This window comes from Dactylosporangium sp. NPDC050588 (assembly GCF_040654975.1).
Lineage (GTDB): Bacteria > Actinomycetota > Actinomycetes > Mycobacteriales > Micromonosporaceae > Dactylosporangium > Dactylosporangium maewongense.
Genome location: NZ_JBFAJA010000005.1, coordinates 1 through 17,026, shown reverse-complemented (window position 1 = coordinate 17,026; position 17,026 = coordinate 1). Strand labels below are relative to the sequence as shown.

The window sequence follows — 17,026 nt, the reverse complement described above, 5'->3', positions numbered from 1 at the left end:
CGTGCTGCGCCTCGTCGTGCTGCGCCTCGTCGTGCTGCGCCTCGTCGTGCTGCGCCTCGTCGTGCTGCGCCTCGTCGTGCTGCGCCTCGTCGTGCGGTGGTTCTTCGTGCGGTGGTTCTTCGTGCGGTGGGGCTTCGTGTTGCTGCTCGTCGTGGCGCTGCTCCTGGGCCAGGCGCATCGCGTGGCCGCGCACGAAGCTCGCGGTGGTCACGGCGACGTGCCGTGCGATGTCCGGCGCTGCCCCCGCACCGGCCAGCGCGCGCACCGCCCACTCGGTGTGCTCGGCCACATGCGGGCTGAGCAGCGGCTTCCTGAAGGACACGGCCTCGGCGAGCCACGGGTGGCGGCGGTACATCAGCAGCTGCGCGCGGCACAGCGCCTCCAGCTGCGCCCGCCAGTCCCCGCTGGGCGCCGGCGGCTCGTGCCCGGCGAAGATCGCATCGGCCATCAGGACCTCCAGCTGGGCCCGGTCGCCGACGTGCTTGCGCACCGTCGCGAAGTCCGTGTCGAGCTCGACGGCGATGCGCCGGACGGACGTGACGGCGAGCCCGTCCGCGTCGGCCGACTCGATCGCCGTGCGCACCGCCAGCGCCAGGAACTCCGCACCCGCGGGCGAGGCACGCCGCCGCCGGGCGGGCGGCCGCCAGCCGGACGCGATCCCGGGCGCCTGCTCGGTGATCACCAGGCCCGTCCCGCCGGCGTCCTCGACGAGACCGTCCTGGCGCATCATCGCCAGCGCGCGGGCGGCGGCGCTCACCGGGAGGTCAAGCTCGCGTGCGACGCCCCGGGTCGACGGCACGGTCTCACCCGGCCGCAGCTCGCCCGCGGCGATGCGCCGGCACAGCTCAGCGACGATGCCTGCCGCCGCCTGCGCCACGCCCACCTCCCAGCTTGTACCCGGTGCGCAGAGTCTATCCCGGCGGCCGGCCCGGCGTCCGCGCCCGGCGTCCGCGCCCGAGACGCCGCCCCGAGACGCCGGGGGAGGCGCCGTCAGCGCGTGCCGGTGGGCAGCTCGGCGAGCAGCTGCTCGACGCGGGCCCTGATGGCGTCGCGGATCGGGCGGACGGCGTCGAGGTCCCGCCCGGCGGGGTCGTCGAGCTGCCAGTCGAGGTAGCGCTTGCCGGGGAACACCGGGCAGACGTCGCCGCAGCCCATGGTGACGAGCACGTCGGAGGACTCGGCGGTGTCCCAGTCGAGCTTGCGTGGCGGGTCGGCGGTGATGTCGATGCCGACCTCGCGCATGGCCTCGACGGCGACGGGGTTGACCCGGTCGGCGGGGTCGCTGCCGGCGGAGCGGACCTCGACGGTGTCACCGGCGAGGTGGCGCAGCCAGCCGGCGGCCATCTGGGAGCGGCCGGCGTTGTGCACGCACACGAACAGGACGCTCGGCCTGGCGCTCATCTGGTGCTGCCTTCCTGCTGGACGACGTGGGCGACGACGACGTCGGTGTCGGTGCCGGCGTCGGTGCCGGCGGACGGGTAGAGCGCGAGGAGCAGCCCGGCGCCGACGACGAGGCCGGCGACCTGGGCGGCGACGAACCCGGGCACGGACGCGGGCGCGATGCCGGCGAAGGTGTCGGTGAACGCCCGGCCGATCGTCACGGCCGGGTTGGCGAAGGCCGTGGACGACGTGAACCAGTAGGCGGCCCCGATGTACGCGCCGACCGCGGCCGGGGCGGCGGACGACCGGCCGGAGCGGGCCAGGGCGAAGATCAGCAGCAGCAGGCCGGCGGTCGCGACGACCTCACCGAGCCACAGGTCGCTGCCGCCGCGTTCCTTGTCCGCGAAGTCGACCGCCGGCAGCCGGAACATGAGGTCCGCCAGCACGGCCCCGCAGATCGCCCCGGCGACCTGGGCGACGACATAGCCGGCGAGTTCGCGGGCGGAGAGGCCGGTGCCGGTGCGCCGGCCGAGGAACCAGTCGGCGGCGGACACGACGGGGTTGAAGTGGGCGCCGGAGACCGGTCCGAACATGAGGATGAGCGCGCCGAGCGCGAACGCGGTGGCGACGGAGTTCTCGAGCAGCTGCAGGCCGATGTCGTCGCTGAGCCGGGTGGCCATGATGCCGGAGCCGACGACGGCGGTGACGAGCAGCGCGGTGCCGAGGAACTCGGCGAGGAGCCGCCGCGCGGGGCCGCTCATCGGGCGACGCTCCCCTGTACCGCCGGGGCGAGGCGGTCGACGCGCGTGGCGAGCTCGGCGAAGGCGGCCTCGAACGCGGCGTCCGTGTCGGCGGGCGCCGGGACGGACCAGTGCAGCCGGGGCCGCGCGCCGGGCCGGGCCTCCTGGGTGAGGTCCTCGTGCGCGTTGTCGCACACGGCGACGACGAGGTCGGTGTCGCGGACGACGTCGGCGACGTGCGCGGTGCCGGTCGCGTCGATCACGAGGCCGTGGCGGCGGGCGCAGGCGACCGCTCGGGGGTGCACCCTGTCGGCCGGATCCGTGCCGGCCGACGCGGCGGGGACCGTGCCCCGGCGGGTCCAGAGGGCCGCGGCGAGCTGGGAGCGGGCCGAGTTGTGCGTGCAGACGAACACCACCCGCGGCACCTCACGCAGCGACGGCGGCGTGAGCGAGGCGAGAGCGCCGGCCTCGAGGCGCAGGTAGGTGCGGCGCCGGTCGCCTTCGGAGCGGGTCCGCACCACCAGCCCGGCGTCCTGCAGCACCTTGACGTGGTGGGCGACGAGGTTCGTCGGCAGGTCCAGGTCGCGGGCGATCTCACCGGGCGACGCGTCGCCGACGGTGAGCGTGTCGACGATGGCCAGCCGCGCCGGATCGCCGAGCGCGGCATGGATCCGCGCCCGCCGCCGTACCGAAGAAAGCTCAGCATTCATTGACTCAATGATTACTGAAATACTGCATCCGGTCAACCGGGTGACGGGCTGCCGGCGCGGGCGAGGATGCCGGCGGCCGCGACGAGGGCCGCGCCGCCGATGGTGGCCAGGACCGGGGTGTAGCCGCCGGCCGCGGTGTACAGGGCGGCGGCGGCCAGGGGCGCGGCGGCCTTGGCGAGGGTGACCGGGGTGGCGAGGGTGCCGGCGATGCTGGCGTACGCGGTGGTGCCGTACCGGTCGGCCAGGAGGGTCGGGACGGCGAGGCTGGCCACGCCGAAGCCGAGGCCGAAGCCGGTGACGGCGACGACGGCGCCCGCCCGGGTGTGGCCGGCGAACGGCAGGCTGATCGCGGCGACCGCCTGGACGGCGAAGACGGCGGCGACGACGGCGTGCGGCGGGAACCGGTGGCGGGCGGCGGTGAGCAGCAGCCGGCCGGTGACCGACAGCACGCCGAGCAGCCCGGCGACGGTGGCGGCGAACGTGGCCGGGTGCCCGGCGGCGACGAGGAACCCGACGAGGTGGACGGTCATCGCGCTCATCGCGGCGCCGTGGGCGACGAACGCGACCGCCAGGCACCAGAACCGGGCGTCGCGGACCGCCGCCCGGACCTCGGCCCGCCGTGTCGCGGGCGTCGACCGACGCGCGGCCGACCCTTGTGAAGGGCGGCGGACGACGAGCGCGTGCAGCGGCACCGCGACGCCGCCGTAGAGGGCGGCGAGGACGAGCAGGGTGCCGCGCCAGCCGTACCGGTGCTCCAGGAGGCCGGTGAGCGGCATAAAGACGGTGCTGGCGAACCCGGCGACGACGATCATGCCGAGCAGCGCGCTCGCCCGGCGGGCCGGGTCGAACCAGGCGACGATGATCGCGGTCGCCGGTTCGTACAGTGCCGTCGCCATCGCGGCGCCGAGCGCGACGAACACGGCGTACAGCTGCCACAACGACTGCACCTGGGACCAGGCGGCGAGCACCAGCGCCCCGGCAGCCGAACCCGCGGTCATGAGCGCGCGGCCGCCGTGCCGGTCCAGCCACCGCCCGACCGGCACCGCCAGCGCGGCGGAGGCGAGCAGGGCGGTGGTCAGCGCGCCGGTCGCCGCGGCCGGCGAGGCGTGCAGGTCGGCGGCGACCGGGTGCAGCAGGACGGCGAAGGCGTAGTAGAGGCAGCCGTAGCCGGCTGTCTGCGTGACGGCGAAGACCGCGACGATCCGCCAGCCCTGGAAGCCACGGAACCCCCGGCGACCGCCGCTCGTGGCGGAGGCGGTCGCCGGGGTGCGGGTGGCGGTCATCAGCCGCAGCAGCCGCTTTGCTGGTCGGACTGCCCGGTGGCCGTGATCATGGTCAGCGGCGTGGACAGCAGTCCGCCCGAGATGCCAGTGGCCAGGCCACGCCCGGCCGGCACGAGGGCCGGGTCTTCGGCGGGGGCGACGCAGCAGCCCCCACTGCCCTCGATCGTGGCGGCCTCGAGCGGGGCGTTGCTGTTGCAGACGCCGGTCTCCGGGAGGTCCAGTTGTACGTCGCGGGCGGCGGTCCAGTCGCCGGCGAGGGCGGCGACGACGGAGCGGACCTGCTCGTAGCCGGTGGCGAGCAGGAATGTCGGGGCTCGGCCGTAGGACTTGACGCCGACGGCGTGGTAGCCGGGCTCGGGGTGGGTGAGCTCGTCGACGCCGTGCGGCGGGACGGTGCCGCAGGAATGCTCGTTCGGGTCGATGAGCGGTGCCAGGGCGCGGGTGGCGCCGAGCACCGGGTCGAGGTCCAGCCGCAGCTCGGAGACGATGCCGTGGTCGGGGCGGAACCCGGTCGCGGCGACGATCCGGTCGGCGGTGATGTCGCTCGTACCGCCGGACAGCCGCACCCGGTCGCCTTCCACGGCGACCGCCTGGACCGAGAACCCGGCCACCAGCTCGACTGTGCCCGCGTCGACGTGCTCGCGCAGCCGCGAGCCGATCGCGCCGCGGGCCGGCAGCGCGTCGGCCGCGCCGCCGCCGTACGCGCGGCCCGGGCTGTCCGTGCGGATCGCCCACACGACGCTGGTCCCCGGTTCCTGCCGCGCGAGCTCGGCGAGGGACAGCAGCGTGTTCGCCGCGGAGTGCCCGGCGCCGACGACCACCGTGCGCTTGCCGGCGAACCGGTCGCGGTCGGCGCCGAGCACGTCGGGCAGCGCGTGCTCGATGAAGTCGGCCGCCGTCCGCTCGCCCCGCGCCGGGATGCCGGACGCGCCGAGGACGTTCGGGGTGGTCCAGGTGCCGGAGGCGTCGATGACCGCGCGGGCCAGGACGTCGTCGCCGCCGTCGAGCCGTACCAGGAAGGGTGCCTGCTCCCGGCCGGCGGTGCGGACCCGGTCCAGGCCGAGGCGCGTGACGGCCTCGACCCGGGCGCCGTGCCGGACGTGCGGCTTGAGCGCGGGCAGGTCGGCGAGGGGCTGGAGGTAGTCGCCGGCGAGCTGGGCGCCGGTGGGCAGGACCTCCGGGTCGGGTTCGACCCAGCCGGCGTCGAGCAGGAAGCGGCGGGCGGCGGCGTCGACGTTGTACCGCCACGGCGAGAACAGCCGCACGTGCCCCCACTGCCGCACGGCGGCGCCGGGGCCGTCACCGGCCTCCAGGACGAGGAACGGCAGCCCCCGTCCGGCGAGGTGCGCGGCGGCGGCGAGACCGACCGGCCCGGCTCCGATGACGACGACTGGCAACGGGTTCACGGTATGGCTCCTGACGTGAGAACTGTCGGAATGTGTGGCGCGGGCGCGCCATCAGGTGACGTGCGGGCTGCGGCGTTCGAGGAAGACCACGTCGCGCCACCGGTTGCCCTGGCCGGCGTGGCGGGCGACGCGCTCCCGGACGCCGACGGTGCGGAAGCCGGCGGCGTGGTGCAGGGCGAGGCTGGCGGTGTTCTCCGGGAAGACCCCGGACTGGATGGTCCAGATCCCGGCCGCCTCGGTGGACGCGACGAGCGCGTCCAGCAGCGCCCGGCCGACCCCGCGGCCCCGCGCCGCCGGGTCGACGTACACGGAGTGCTCGACGACGCCGGCGTACACCGCCCGGGCCGAGACCCGCGAGACCGCGACCCAGCCGAGCACGCGCCCGGCGTCGTCGACGGCGACGAGGCGGTGCCCGGGGAGCCGGCCGGCGTCGAACGTGGCCCAGTCGGGGGCGGCGGGCTCGAAGCTGGCGTTGCCGCCGTCGATGCCGGCCTGGTAGATGGCGAGGACCGCGCCGGCGTCCGCCGGCGTCATCGGCCGGATCGTCGGGCCGGTCACGCGCAGCCTCCGACCGGGGAGGGGGCGGGCCGGCCCATGACCACGTCGGCGGCCGACGGGAAGCACCCGACGCACGCCTGGTTGATCCGGTAGTGCCGGGCGTTGCCGACCGCCTCCACGAGCACGAACCGGACCTCGGTGAGGATCCTCAGGTGCTGCGACACCGTCGACTGCGCCAGGCCCACCGCCTTGACCAGGTCGCCGACGCTCATCGGCCGCGCCTGCCGGGCCAGGTACTCCACGATCTGCACCCGCGACGGGTCCGCGAGGGCCCTGAACCAGGAGGCGTACTCCTCCGCGGTCGCCCGGTCGAGCAGTCCGGTCACGATCCACCACCTTCATCGTTTATCGCCGATCAACGATGAAACTGTAGTGTCCGCGGCGGCGACGAGCCACCCCGTGGCCACGACGAGCCGCGCCACCGCGGCGAGCGTGGCCGTCACGACGCGGTCGGCGGTGTCGGCCGGGCTGTGGTAGCCGGCCATCCCGGCGCCGACACCGACGGCGGCGAGCCCGGCGGCGGCGTAGCGGCGGTTGTCCGAGGCGACCGGCCCGGCCGCGAGGGGCAGCCCGGTGTGCCGGCCGGCCCGGTCGAGCGCCGCCAGGAGCCCGTGCGCGGGCCCGCCGGCCTCGACCGCCGCCGCCCGGTCGAGGTGCCCGGCGCCGTCCACGTTGACGACGAGGGGCGCCGCCCCGGCCCGGCGCAGCCGCGCGGCGTGGCGGGTGGAGCCGACCGCGCCGGCCTCCTCGCCGTCCAGCAGCGCCACCGACAGCCCGGCCCCGCCCGGCAGTGCCCCGGCCCCGGCGAGGACCCGGGCGGCCTCCAGGGCGACGGCGACGCCGCTGCCGTTGTCGGCCGCGCCCGGCTGCCGCAGCCCGGGATGGTCGCCGACCCCGTCGTAGTGCGCGGTCAGCAGCAGGTCCGGTCGCCCGGGCTCGGCGGTGCGCCAGCGGGCGTGGACGTTGGCCGCCGGGGCGTCCACCCGGCGGATCGGCGTGTTCGCCGCGAACCAGCCGCCGGGCCGGACCGCCGCGTGCGTGGCGGTGTCCAGGGTGAGGACCGGCAGCGGACCCGGGTCCGGCCCGGCGAGCATCGTGTAGTGCCAGCCCTCGGCGTCCACGCGCCGGCCGACCAGCAGCCCGAGCGCCCCGTGGGCGTGCCCGTAGGCGTCGGCCAGGGGCATCCCCGCCGGGACCAGCAGCCACCGGCCGGTCGGGTCGCCCGCTCCGGCGACGGCCAGCTCGCCGCGCCGGACCAGGGGCTGGTCGGCCGACGCGAGGTGCACCGCCACCTCGCGGCCGAAGCCGAGCCGGCGGTGCGCGGTGCCGTCGTGCCACTCGACGGCCGGCGCGGCGTACACCTCGGGGACGCGCGGGGCGGTGAACGGCTCGAGCGTCACCGCGGCGCCGAGGTCGCGCAGGTGCCGGTCGAGCCAGGCGCGGGCGGCGGCACCACCGGCCGTGCCGACCCGCCGTCCGGTGAACGGACCGCCGGCCAGGGTGGCGACGGTGGCGGCCATCCGCGCGCCGGACACCGCGTCGAGGAGCGCGCCGAGCCCGCGGGCGGGGGCCGGCAGGCCGGTGGTGCTCATCCGCAGCAGCCGGCGCCCGAGGCGACCGCCTCGGTCTTCGCTCCGGTGCCGCAGCAGGCGCCGTCGGCCTCCGCCTCGGCGATCGTGCCGCAGCACGGGCCGCTCGCCGCGGCCGGCTCGGGCAGGTCGAGGGTGGCCTGTGGCGGGTTGCCGCAGCAGCCGCCGGTCCCCGCCACCGTGAGGGCCGCGGCCGGGTCGGCGGCGAAGCCGCCCTGGGTCTGGGTCATGATCGTGCTCCCTCTGACTAGACGTTTGTCGAATCAGAGAGTTGCACGCTGTTTCGAGATCTGTCAACCTAGAGGAATGTCGAAGCAGGCGGGGCCGCTCACCCTCACGGACCTCAACGCCGTCGACGCGCCGTGCTGCCCGCCGATCGACCGGCACCGCATCCCGGCGGAGACCGCGGCCGTCCTCGCGCCCGCGTTCAAGGCCCTCGGCGACCCGGTCCGGCTGCAGCTGATGTCGATGATCGCCTCCGCCGACGGCGGGGAGATCTGCGTCTGCGACCTCACCCCGGCGTTCGACCTGTCCGGTCCGACGATCTCCCACCACCTGCGCACCCTGCGCGAGGCCGGGCTCGTCTCCGCCGACCGCCGCGGCACCTGGGTCTACTACCGCGCCCGCCCCGGCATCATGCGCCAGCTCGCCGCGCTGCTGACCGTCACCGACCCGGCCTGACACCGACCCGGCCTGACACCGACCCGGCCTGGCCCCGACCCGGCCTGGCCCCGACCCGGCCTGGCCCCGACCCGGCCTGGCCCCGACGCGGCCTGACACCGACCCGGCCGGCGACCCGGCCTGGGAGCGGGCACGCGGCGGCCCGGGACGGCGGCCGACCGCCGCGCGCCCCGGGCCGGTCGCGCCTCAGACGTGCGCGAGGCGGGCGGCGTCGACGGCGTCGTTCAGGCGCTGCTCCGCGTCGCGGCTCAGCGAGCTGCGCAGCATGCGGCCGCCGAGCTGGAGCGGCGCCATCTCCTGGACGACCTTGTCGAGGGTGATCTGGTCGACCAGGAGGAACAGCACCGCCGAGCCGGGCTGCAGCGTGCCGGCCAGGTCCTTCATGAACGTGTCGTCCACGCCGACGTCGGCGCTCTTCCCGGCCAGCGCCCCGGCTCCCGCACCGACCGCCATGCCGAGGAACGGGGCGAAGAACAGCAGCCCGATCAGGCCGCCCCACATCGCGCCGCCGGCCGCGCCGATACCGGTCGCGGACGCCGCCTGGTGCACCTTGACCTTGCCGCCGGCGTTGACCTCCACCACAGCGGCGTCGCGCAGGGTGATGAGCCCTTGCCGCTGCATGCCGACGAGCTTCTCCCGGGCGGCCTTCGCGGTGGGGATGTCGCTGTACTCGATCGCGATGATCTCGCTCATGGTGGCTCCTCTCACCAGATGCCGTGGGTGTCACCTGCAACGCTCGCCAGCCCGGTGCCGATCCGCCTCGCCTGCGTCGAGTGACCGGACGCGGCGCGGGCCGCCCCGCACGTCACCCCCGCCTGATGACGGCGCCCGCCCGCGCCGGGGGAAGCGTCAGACGCGAGGCGGGACGGGCTCGGGGGAGGTTGGTCGATGCCGGCGGACGTCAAGGGGGACAGGCCGGGGAGCGACGGCGCCGCGCGGTGGCTGGCCCGCCTGGCGCTGGTGTCGGCCGTCGCCGCGGTCGCGCTGCTCGTCGTCGCCGGTGGGCTCCGCGGCGTCGTGCTGGTGGCGGTCGCGGTCGCCGGTGCGGGGGCCGGCCTCGCCGGCGTGTGGGCGGCCCTCGCGTACCGCGGCGCCCGCCGGGTGCTCGCCGGCCTGGTCGCGGTCGCCGCCCCGGTGACGGTCGTGGTCCTGTACGCCCACGCCGGGCTGCTGCTGGTGGCGCTGGTCTGCGCCGGCCTCTGGGCGCTGGCGGTCACGGCGGCGGGGGCGGCACTGCCGCGTCCGGGCACCGCCGAGCACGCCGTCGCCGCGCCGCCCCGCCACCCGTTCCTGATCATGAACCCGCGCTCGGGTGGCGGGAAGGTGGCGCGGCACGACCTCGCCGGCAAGGCCCGCGCGCTCGGGGCCGAGGTGGTGCTGCTGGAGGGTCCGCAGGAGGTCGACGTCGCGGAGCTGGCCGAGCAGGCCGTGCGGTCCGGCGCCGACCTGCTCGGTGTCGCGGGCGGCGACGGCACGCAGGCGGCGGTGGCCCGGGTGGCGGTGGAGCACGACCTGCCGTTCGTCGTGGTCGCCGCCGGCACGCGCAACCACTTCGCGATGGACCTCGGCCTCGACCGCAGGGACCCGGCCCGGTGCCTGGACGCCCTGACCGACGGGGTCGAGCTCCGGGTCGACGTGGGCTGGGCGGGGGACCGGATGTTCGTCAACAACGCCTCCTTCGGCGCCTACGCGGAGGTGGTGCAGAGCCCCGGCTACCGGCAGGACAAGGCGGCGACGGCGCTGGACATGCTGCCGGACCTGCTCGCCGGCCGCGGCGGCGTCGCACTGCGGCTGTCCACCGGCGGGACGAGGGTCGCCGGGGCCCAGGCCGTCCTGGTGAGCAACAACCCGTACGCCAGCGACGACATCGTGGGGCTGGGCCGCCGGGAGCGGCTCGACGGCGGGGCGCTCGGCGTGCTGGCGGTCACCGTCAACAACGCCGCCGACGCGGCCATGCTCGTGCGCGGCACCCGGTCGGAGCGGCTCACCCAGCTCACCGCCGGCGCGGCGGTCGTCGAGGCGGACGCACCGTCGGTCCCGGTCGGCATCGACGGCGAGCCGGTCCTGCTGCCCACGCCGGTGCGGTGCCGCATCCAGCCCGGTGCGCTGCGGGTCCGGGTGCCGCGGTCCAGGCCGGTCCGCCGCCCCCGCCGGCGGGTCGACTGGCGCCGGCTGTGGCGGTTGGCGTTCACCGCCGGCGGGGGCCGGACGGCGTCCACCGCCGGCGAGGACCAGCGGTCGTGAACGGCGGGCCGCGGCGCCCGCCGCTGGTCGTCGCGCACCTGTCGGACCTGCACTTCGGGCGGCACGCGCCGGCGGTCGTGGACCCGCTCGTCGACGACGTGGCCGCGGTCGCGCCGGACCTGGTGGTCGTCACCGGCGACTGCACGATGCGGGCCCGGGACGCCGAGTTCGTCCAGGCCAGGTCCTTTCTCGACCGGCTCCCGGCGCCGCTGCTCGTGGTGGCCGGCAACCACGACGTGCCGCTGCTGCGCCCCAGCCGGCTCGTCGCGCCGTTCGACCGGTACCGCGCCCGGCTCGAACCCGAGCTCGACCCGCGGCTGGACCTGCCGGGCATCCGGGCCCTCGGCCTGCAGTCGATGCCCCGCTGGCGGTGGAAGAGCGGCCGGGTGTCGCGCCGGCAGTCGGCGGCGGTCGCCACGTTCCTCGGCGCCGCCCCCGCCGGCGCGGTCCGGCTGCTGGCGCTGCATCATCCGCCGTTCACGCGCGGGCCGGCCCGCATCGCCGGGCGGGCGGCGCTGCTGCGCGCCACCACCGCGGCCCGCGTCGATCTCGTGCTGGCCGGGCACACGCACGTGCCCGCCAGCCGCCGCCGTGACCGGCCCGCCGGCCGCGGACCGGTCGAGGTGGTGGCCGGCACGGCGACGAGCCTGCGGCTGCGGGGCGCGCCCCGCTCGTGGACCGTCATCCGGATCGACGACAGGCAGATCGACGTCGAGCACCGCGTCGAGGTCGCCGGGTGGTGGCGCACCGGCCGCACCGCCGGCTACGAGCGCTGATCAGCCCGCCGCCGCGGTGTCCGGGGCCGTGTCCGTGGCCGGGGTCATGGCACCGGCCGTCACGGGGTGCCGGTGCCGCAGCACCAGCTTGCGGACCTCCGTGACCACGATCACCGACAGGGCGGCGACGACGCACACCAGCCACTGGGTCAGGTTGAGGCTGACGGTGTGCAGCATCCGCTGCAGCAGGCCGAGCTCGGTGGCGATGATGGTCGCGATGACCGACATGCCGCTGGTGACCAGGAACCGGCGGTCGTCGAAGGTCTCCAGGGTGAACACCGAGCGCACGTCGCTGCGGACGGTGACCGACAACGCCAGGTTGAGCAGCGAGAACGTCGTCAGGCCCATGGTGCGGGCGACGTCGGTCCCGTGCGCGGGCCCGGCCCAGGCGATGACGGCCAGGGTGACCGCGCCCAGCACCAGCCCGACGAAGGCGAGCCAGAGCAGGGTGCGGCCGGGCAGCAGCGGTTCGCCGGAGCGGCGGGGCGGCCGGCGCATGAGGTCCGCGTCCTGCTTGCCGTAGCCGAGGCCGATCGCCTGGAACACCTGGGTGGTGAAGTTCACCCACAGCGTCTGCAGCGGCAGGAACGGCACGCCGGCGGCGATGTTGAAGATGCTGGCGCCGAGGAACGTGGCGATGAAGCCGATGAGGGCGCCCATCTGGAACTGGACGTAGCGCTTGAGGTTGTCGTACAGCGCCCGGCCGATCTCCACCGCCTTGACGATGGTCGCGAAGTCGTCGTCGGTGAGGATCATCGCGGCGGCCTCCTTGGAGACCTCGGTGCCGGTGATGCCCATCGCGATGCCGATGTCGGCGCGCTTCAGGGCGGGCGCGTCGTTGACGCCGTCGCCGGTCATCGCGACGATGTGGCCCTTGCGCTGCAGGATCTCCACGAGGCGGACCTTGTGCTCCGGGGTCACCCGGGCGATCACCCCGATGTCGTCGATGTCGCGGCTCAGCTGCTCGTCGCTCATCGCGCCGAACTCGGCGCCGGTGATCGCCCGGCCTTCGATGCCGAGCTGCCCGGCGATGGCGGCGGCGGTGACGGCGTGGTCGCCGGTGATCATGCGGACCCGCATGCCGGCGGCCTTCGCCGTGGCGATCGCGGCCTTCGCCTGCGGGCGGGGCGGGTCGACGATGCCGACGAGGGCGAGCAGGGTCAGCTCGTCGAGGGTCTCCAGCAGCGCGGCCTGCGGGTCGAAGCCGGCCGCGGGGAAGTCCTTGCGGGCCGTGGCCATGACCCGCAGGCCCTGCGCGGCGAGCCGCTCGTTCTCGGCCAGGTAACGCCCGCGCAGCTCGTCGTCCAGCGGGTTGGGCGTCAGGCCGGGCCAGAGCACCGTGGCCGCCCGGGCCAGCAGCTGGTCCGGGGCGCCCTTCACGTAGGCGCGCACCACGTCGGTGCCGGCGTCGTCGGTCATCCGGTGGAACGTCGCCATCAGCTTGTACGCGGCGTCGAACGGCACCTCCGCCAGGCGCGGGTACCGCTGCCGCGTCGACACCACGTCGACGTGGCCCTTCTCGGCGAGCACGACCAGCGCACCCTCGGTGGGATCGCCGATCAGCTCGCCGTCACGCACCACGGCGTCGCCGGCGAGGGCCATCGGCAGCAGGAACGGCTCCAGCGGCACGTCGGGCTGGCCGGCGGCGTGCCGGATGTCGCCCTCGATGCCGTAGCCGCTGCCCGACACGGCGTACCGGCGGCCGGGGATCGCCAGCTCGACGGCGGTCATCTGGTTCAACGTCAGCGTGCCGGTCTTGTCGGAGTTGACGGCGGAGGTCGACCCGAGGGTCTCGGTGGACCGCAGCCGCTTGACGATCGCGTTGGACCGGGCGAGCAGCTGGGTCCCCATCGACAGGATCGTGGTGACGACCGCGGGGAGGCCGGTCGGGATGGCCGAGACGGCGAAGGCGACCGCGGCGAGGAACACCACGTTGAACGGGTTGCCGCGGGACAGGTTCAGCGCGATCGACAGCGCCAGCGCGACGCCGGCGACGATGAGGATCTGGTTGGTCAGCCGCGACAGCTGGCGGGTCAGCGGGGTCTCGGCGTCCTGGGCCGTCTGCAGCATCCCGGAGATGTGCCCGACCTCGGTCGCCATCCCGGTCGCGGTGACCACGAACTCGGCGGTGCCGCGGGTGACGTTCGTGTTCATGTACACCATGTCGACCCGGTCGCCCAGCGCCGCCTCGGTCCCGGCCAAGGACTCGGCGTCCTTGGCGACCGGGACGCTCTCACCGGTCAGCGCGGACTCGTCGATCTCGAGGCCGGTGGACCTGACCAGGCGCCCGTCGGCCGGCACGAGGTCACCGGCCTCGACCAGCACCACGTCGCCCGGCACCAGGTCCTCCGCGGCGACCTCGGTCAGCTGCGCGTCGCGGCGGACCTTCGCCTTGACGATCATCATCTTCTGCAGCGCGCTGACCGCCGCCGCGGCCTTGCCCTCCTGCCGCATCCCGAGGGCCGCGTTGAAGAGGGTGAGCAGCAGCAGGAGCAGCCCCGTGCCGAGCTGCCGCAGCGGGTACAGGCTGCCGATCCCGGCGCACAGCAGGACGATCTGCATCGGGTCGGCGTACTGCCGCCCGAACGCCCGCCACCACGACTCCTTGCGGGACCCGGCCAGCCGGTTCGGACCGTAGGTGGCACGACGCGCCGCCACCTCGCTGTCCGACAGGCCGGAGCGCGGTTCGACGTGCTCCACCGCAAGGGTGTCCGTGACTGACAGCGCGTGGAAGGGCGGCGCTTCCGCCTCCGTGGTCGACATCGTGACCATGAACGTGTCGCCTCCTGAGGTCCGCGTGACGATCCGGCGGGGGGAGGCGCTCGAATACCCATTCGGCGGCCGTTGATCCCTGACGGAGGTCAGCGCGCGGATCCGGGGTCCGCCGGCGATCCGGTGCGGTGGTCGTGGGCGTACGCGTCGAGCCGGTCGAGCAGCGCCGGGTCGGCCCGTTCGTCGGGGGTCGCGGACCGGCGGCGCGCGTCGAGCTCGGCGGTGCGCAGGGTGAGGGTGATGGTGAGCCCGCCGCCGGGGGTGTTCTCGGGTTCGAGGCTGCCGCCCATGGCCTCGGCGAGGCCGCGGGACAGGGCGAGGCCGAGGCCGACGCCGGTGGTGTTGTCGCGGTCGCCGAGGCGCTGGAACGGCTGGAAGATCCGGTCCCGGTCGGCGGCGGGCACGCCGGGCCCGTGGTCGACGACGCGGACCTCGACCAGGCCGGCGTGTTCGCTGACGGTGATCAGCGGCGGCCGGTCGGCGGGGCTGTGGCGCAGGGCGTTGGCGAGGACGTTGACGAGGATGCGCTCCAGCAGCGCCGGGTCGGCGTGGACCTCGGGCAGCTCGTCGGGGACGATGACCCGCACGACGGTGGCGGCGTCGCCGAGGTCGTCGATGCTGCGGGGGATCGCATCACCCACACTGATCGCCCGCGGGTGCATGCCGAGCGCCCCGGCCTGCAACCGGCTCATGTCGAGGAGGTTCTCGACCAGGCGGTTGAGCTTGTCCAGGGACTCCTCGGCGGTGGCGAGCAGCTCCTCGCGGTCCTCGGCGGAGAACTCGACGTCGGGGCTGCGGAGGCTGCCGACGGCGGCCTTGGCGGCGGCGAGCGGGGTGCGCAGGTCGTGGCTGACCGCGGACAGCAGCGCGGTGCGCAGCCGGTCGACCTCGGCGAGGTTCCCGGCCGCGGCGGCCTGCTCCGACAGCCGCTGCTGGCGCAGCGCGATGGCGGCGTGCGCGGCGAATGCCTCGACCAGGCGCCGGTCCGCCGCGGCGAGGATGGGGCCGCGCAGCACCAGCGACAGGTCCTCGTCGATCGGCACCTCGGACTGCCCGTCGGCCGGCGACGTGCACGGCTGCCCGCCGACGGTGGCGGCGATCTGCCACGCGCCGGTGTCGCCGCGCGGCTCGGGCCCGGTGTCCTCGCCGGTGCGGCGCTGCAGCAGGGTGACGCTGGTGAGGCCGAAGGCCTCGCGGACCCGTTCGAGCAGCGCCGGCAGCGGCCGGTCGCCGTGCAGGACACCGCCGGCGAGCGTGGACAGGGTCTGTGCCTCGGCGCGGGCCTGCGCGGCCTCCCTGGTGCGCCTGGCGGCGAGGTCGACGACGGTGGAGACGGCGGTGGCGACGAGGACGAACGCGAGCAGCGCGAACAGGTTCTCGCGCTCGGCGACGGTGAACCGGTGCAGCGGCGGCGTGAAGTAGTAGTTGAGCAGCAGGAAGCTGCCGACGGCGGCGAGCAGCGCCGGCCACAGGCCGCCGACGAGGGCGACGGCGACGGTCAGGATGAGGAACGCGAGGATGTCGCTGGGCAGCGAGATGTCCGCCTGGACCGCGGTGAGACCCACGGTCAGCAGCGGCAGGCCGAGCACGGCGAGCGCGACGCCGGCCAGCCGCCGGCGCAGGGTGAGCCCGCCGGGGCCGCCGTGGCGGAGCCGGCCGCGCCGCGCCTGCTCGTGGGTGACCAGGTGGACGTCGATCGAGCCCGACCCGGCGGTGGTGGTCACCCCGACGCCGGGGGAGAGCACCTGCGCGAAGCGGTTGCGCCGGCTGGCGCCGAGGACGAGCTGGGTGGCGTTGACGCCGCGGGCGAAGTCGAGCAGCGCGGCGGGCACGTCGTTGCCGACGACCTGGTGGTAGGTGCCGCCGAGGGTCTCCACGAGGACGCGTTGCCGGGCGAGGTTCGCGGGGTCCGCCCCGGCGAGCCCGTCGCCGCGGATGACGTGGACGGCGAGGAGGTCGGCGGCCTTGGTGCGGGCGGCGACCCGGGCCGCCCGCCGGATGAGGGTGTCGCCCTCCGGGCCGCCGGTGAGGGCGACGACGACCCGTTCGCGGGCCTCCCACGTGGCGTCGATGTGGTGCTCGGCCCGGTACCGGTCGAGCTGGTCGTCGACCTTGTCGGCGAGCCACAGCAGGGCCAGCTCGCGCAGGGCGGTGAGGTTGCCGACGCGGAAGTAGTTGCCCAGGGCCGCGTCGACCTTCTCCGGGCGGTAGATGTTGCCGTGCGCCATGCGGCGGCGCAGCGCCTCCGGGGTCATGTCGACGAGCTCGATCTGCTCGGCGCGGCGCACGACGGCGTCGGGGACGGTCTCGCGCTGCGGCACGCCGGTGATCTGCTGGACGACGTCGTTGAGCGACTCGAGGTGCTGGATGTTGACGGTGGTCAGGACGGTGATGCCGGCGTCGAGGAGCGTCTCGATGTCCTGGAAGCGTTTGGCGTGCCCGCCGCCCGGGACGTTGGTGTGGGCGAGCTCGTCGACGACGGCGACCTCCGGGCGGGCGGCCAGGACCGCGTCGAGGTCCATCTCGGTGAACTCGGCGCCGCGGTAGGCCACCGTCCTGCGCGGGATCACCCGCAGGCCGGTGAGCATCGCCTCGGTGAAGGGCCGGCCGTGGGTCTCGACGAACCCGACGACGACGTCGGTGCCGCGCTGCTGCCGGCGGTGGCCCTCTTCGAGCATCTTGTAGGTCTTGCCGACGCCGGGTGCGGCGCCGAGGTACACCCGCAGTTGTCCGCGCGCCATGCTCGCACCGTACTTTCTGTAGTGGCCGGCCCGCCGCCGGGTGGGCGGCGGGCCCGCACCGGTCAGCCCCCGCCCGCGGGGGCCGCGGCCAGGGCCCGCTTCAGGTGTATGACCACCACCGATAGGAAGAGCGGCGGGTAGGGGAG

General features: G+C 75.5%; 16 protein-coding genes. 3 read left to right on the top strand and 13 right to left on the bottom strand.

Annotated elements, in window-relative coordinates; all coding sequences use genetic code 11:
• The 10 genes from AB0I21_RS04255 to AB0I21_RS04210 all read right to left on the bottom strand — a co-directional run.
• Nucleotides 1–883, bottom strand: an 883-nt coding sequence (locus AB0I21_RS04255; protein WP_360558986.1) for a TetR/AcrR family transcriptional regulator C-terminal domain-containing protein, incomplete at its 3' end; no start/stop codon positions are given.
• A gap of 107 nt (nt 884–990) precedes the next feature.
• The gene (locus tag AB0I21_RS04250; RefSeq protein ID WP_360558985.1) at nt 991–1,401 is read right to left on the bottom strand and encodes an arsenate reductase ArsC; all 411 of its coding nucleotides are present in this window, start codon (nt 1,399–1,401) and stop codon (nt 991–993) included.
• Nucleotides 1,398–2,141 carry an MIP/aquaporin family protein gene (locus AB0I21_RS04245; protein ID WP_360558983.1) on the bottom strand — a complete coding sequence of 248 codons (744 nt, stop codon included), beginning with the start codon at nt 2,139–2,141 and terminating at the stop codon, nt 1,398–1,400. Before AB0I21_RS04245 ends, AB0I21_RS04250 begins: the two co-directional genes overlap by 4 nt.
• The gene (locus AB0I21_RS04240) at nt 2,138–2,830 is read right to left on the bottom strand and encodes a helix-turn-helix domain-containing protein (RefSeq protein ID WP_360558982.1); all 693 of its coding nucleotides are present in this window, start codon (nt 2,828–2,830) and stop codon (nt 2,138–2,140) included. The genes AB0I21_RS04245 and AB0I21_RS04240 overlap by 4 nt, the downstream gene beginning before the upstream one ends.
• A 32-nt stretch (nt 2,831–2,862) precedes the next feature.
• Nucleotides 2,863–4,113 (bottom strand): MFS transporter, encoded by a 1,251-nt coding sequence (locus AB0I21_RS04235; RefSeq protein WP_360558981.1) that lies wholly within the window; start codon nt 4,111–4,113, stop codon nt 2,863–2,865.
• Complete coding sequence (locus tag AB0I21_RS04230) at nt 4,113–5,519, bottom strand: FAD-dependent oxidoreductase (RefSeq protein WP_360558979.1); 1,407 nt, start codon at nt 5,517–5,519, stop codon at nt 4,113–4,115. Before AB0I21_RS04230 ends, AB0I21_RS04235 begins: the two co-directional genes overlap by 1 nt.
• A 51-nt stretch (nt 5,520–5,570) precedes the next feature.
• Nucleotides 5,571–6,077 (bottom strand): N-acetyltransferase family protein, encoded by a 507-nt coding sequence (locus tag AB0I21_RS04225; protein WP_360558977.1) that lies wholly within the window; start codon nt 6,075–6,077, stop codon nt 5,571–5,573.
• On the bottom strand, nt 6,074–6,406 hold the full coding sequence (locus tag AB0I21_RS04220) for a metalloregulator ArsR/SmtB family transcription factor (RefSeq protein WP_360559135.1): 333 nt from the start codon (nt 6,404–6,406) through the stop codon (nt 6,074–6,076). The genes AB0I21_RS04225 and AB0I21_RS04220 overlap by 4 nt, the downstream gene beginning before the upstream one ends.
• Nucleotides 6,407–6,415: 9 nt before the next feature.
• Complete coding sequence (locus AB0I21_RS04215; protein ID WP_360558976.1) at nt 6,416–7,669, bottom strand: M28 family peptidase; 1,254 nt, start codon at nt 7,667–7,669, stop codon at nt 6,416–6,418.
• Complete coding sequence (locus tag AB0I21_RS04210; RefSeq protein WP_360558974.1) at nt 7,666–7,896, bottom strand: hypothetical protein; 231 nt, start codon at nt 7,894–7,896, stop codon at nt 7,666–7,668. The genes AB0I21_RS04215 and AB0I21_RS04210 overlap by 4 nt, the downstream gene beginning before the upstream one ends.
• Before the next feature lie 76 nt (nt 7,897–7,972).
• On the opposite strand from AB0I21_RS04210, the gene AB0I21_RS04205 reads away from it, so the two are divergent.
• On the top strand, nt 7,973–8,347 hold the full coding sequence (locus AB0I21_RS04205) for a metalloregulator ArsR/SmtB family transcription factor (RefSeq protein WP_360558972.1): 375 nt from the start codon (nt 7,973–7,975) through the stop codon (nt 8,345–8,347).
• A 186-nt stretch (nt 8,348–8,533) separates the two neighbouring features.
• Here AB0I21_RS04205 and AB0I21_RS04200 read toward each other — a convergent pair whose 3' ends face one another.
• Entirely contained in the window at nt 8,534–9,040 is a 507-nt protein-coding gene (locus AB0I21_RS04200) for a DUF1269 domain-containing protein (protein ID WP_360558970.1), read from the bottom strand.
• Between the two features lie 195 nt (nt 9,041–9,235).
• On the opposite strand from AB0I21_RS04200, the gene AB0I21_RS04195 reads away from it, so the two are divergent.
• Both AB0I21_RS04195 and AB0I21_RS04190 read left to right on the top strand, forming a co-directional pair.
• The gene (locus AB0I21_RS04195) at nt 9,236–10,591 is read left to right on the top strand and encodes a diacylglycerol kinase family protein (protein ID WP_360558968.1); all 1,356 of its coding nucleotides are present in this window, start codon (nt 9,236–9,238) and stop codon (nt 10,589–10,591) included.
• Nucleotides 10,588–11,367, top strand: a complete 780-nt coding sequence (locus tag AB0I21_RS04190; RefSeq protein ID WP_360558966.1) for a metallophosphoesterase — start codon at nt 10,588–10,590, stop codon at nt 11,365–11,367. The genes AB0I21_RS04195 and AB0I21_RS04190 overlap by 4 nt, the downstream gene beginning before the upstream one ends.
• Here the strand turns inward: AB0I21_RS04190 and AB0I21_RS04185 are convergent, their stop codons facing one another.
• Nucleotides 11,368–14,130: a cation-transporting P-type ATPase gene (locus AB0I21_RS04185; protein WP_360558964.1), complete on the bottom strand. Its 2,763-nt coding sequence runs from the start codon at nt 14,128–14,130 to the stop codon at nt 11,368–11,370.
• Nucleotides 14,131–14,228: 98 nt separating this feature from the next.
• Nucleotides 14,229–16,880 carry a DUF4118 domain-containing protein gene (locus AB0I21_RS04180; protein ID WP_360558962.1) on the bottom strand — a complete coding sequence of 884 codons (2,652 nt, stop codon included), beginning with the start codon at nt 16,878–16,880 and terminating at the stop codon, nt 14,229–14,231.
• Nucleotides 16,881–17,026 lie beyond the last annotated feature (146 nt).

Coding starts and splice junctions, on each gene's coding strand:
- AB0I21_RS04250 (WP_360558985.1), bottom strand. CDS start 1,401: ATGAGCGCCAGGCCGAGCGTCCTGTTCGTGTGCGTGCACAACGCCGGC.
- AB0I21_RS04245 (WP_360558983.1), bottom strand. CDS start 2,141: ATGAGCGGCCCCGCGCGGCGGCTCCTCGCCGAGTTCCTCGGCACCGCG.
- AB0I21_RS04240 (WP_360558982.1), bottom strand. CDS start 2,830: ATGAATGCTGAGCTTTCTTCGGTACGGCGGCGGGCGCGGATCCATGCC.
- AB0I21_RS04235 (WP_360558981.1), bottom strand. CDS start 4,113: ATGACCGCCACCCGCACCCCGGCGACCGCCTCCGCCACGAGCGGCGGT.
- AB0I21_RS04215 (WP_360558976.1), bottom strand. CDS start 7,669: ATGAGCACCACCGGCCTGCCGGCCCCCGCCCGCGGGCTCGGCGCGCTC.
- AB0I21_RS04210 (WP_360558974.1), bottom strand. CDS start 7,896: ATGACCCAGACCCAGGGCGGCTTCGCCGCCGACCCGGCCGCGGCCCTC.
- AB0I21_RS04205 (WP_360558972.1), top strand. CDS start 7,973: ATGTCGAAGCAGGCGGGGCCGCTCACCCTCACGGACCTCAACGCCGTC.
- AB0I21_RS04200 (WP_360558970.1), bottom strand. CDS start 9,040: ATGAGCGAGATCATCGCGATCGAGTACAGCGACATCCCCACCGCGAAG.
- AB0I21_RS04195 (WP_360558968.1), top strand. CDS start 9,236: ATGCCGGCGGACGTCAAGGGGGACAGGCCGGGGAGCGACGGCGCCGCG.
- AB0I21_RS04185 (WP_360558964.1), bottom strand. CDS start 14,130: ATGTCGACCACGGAGGCGGAAGCGCCGCCCTTCCACGCGCTGTCAGTC.
- AB0I21_RS04180 (WP_360558962.1), bottom strand. CDS start 16,880: ATGGCGCGCGGACAACTGCGGGTGTACCTCGGCGCCGCACCCGGCGTC.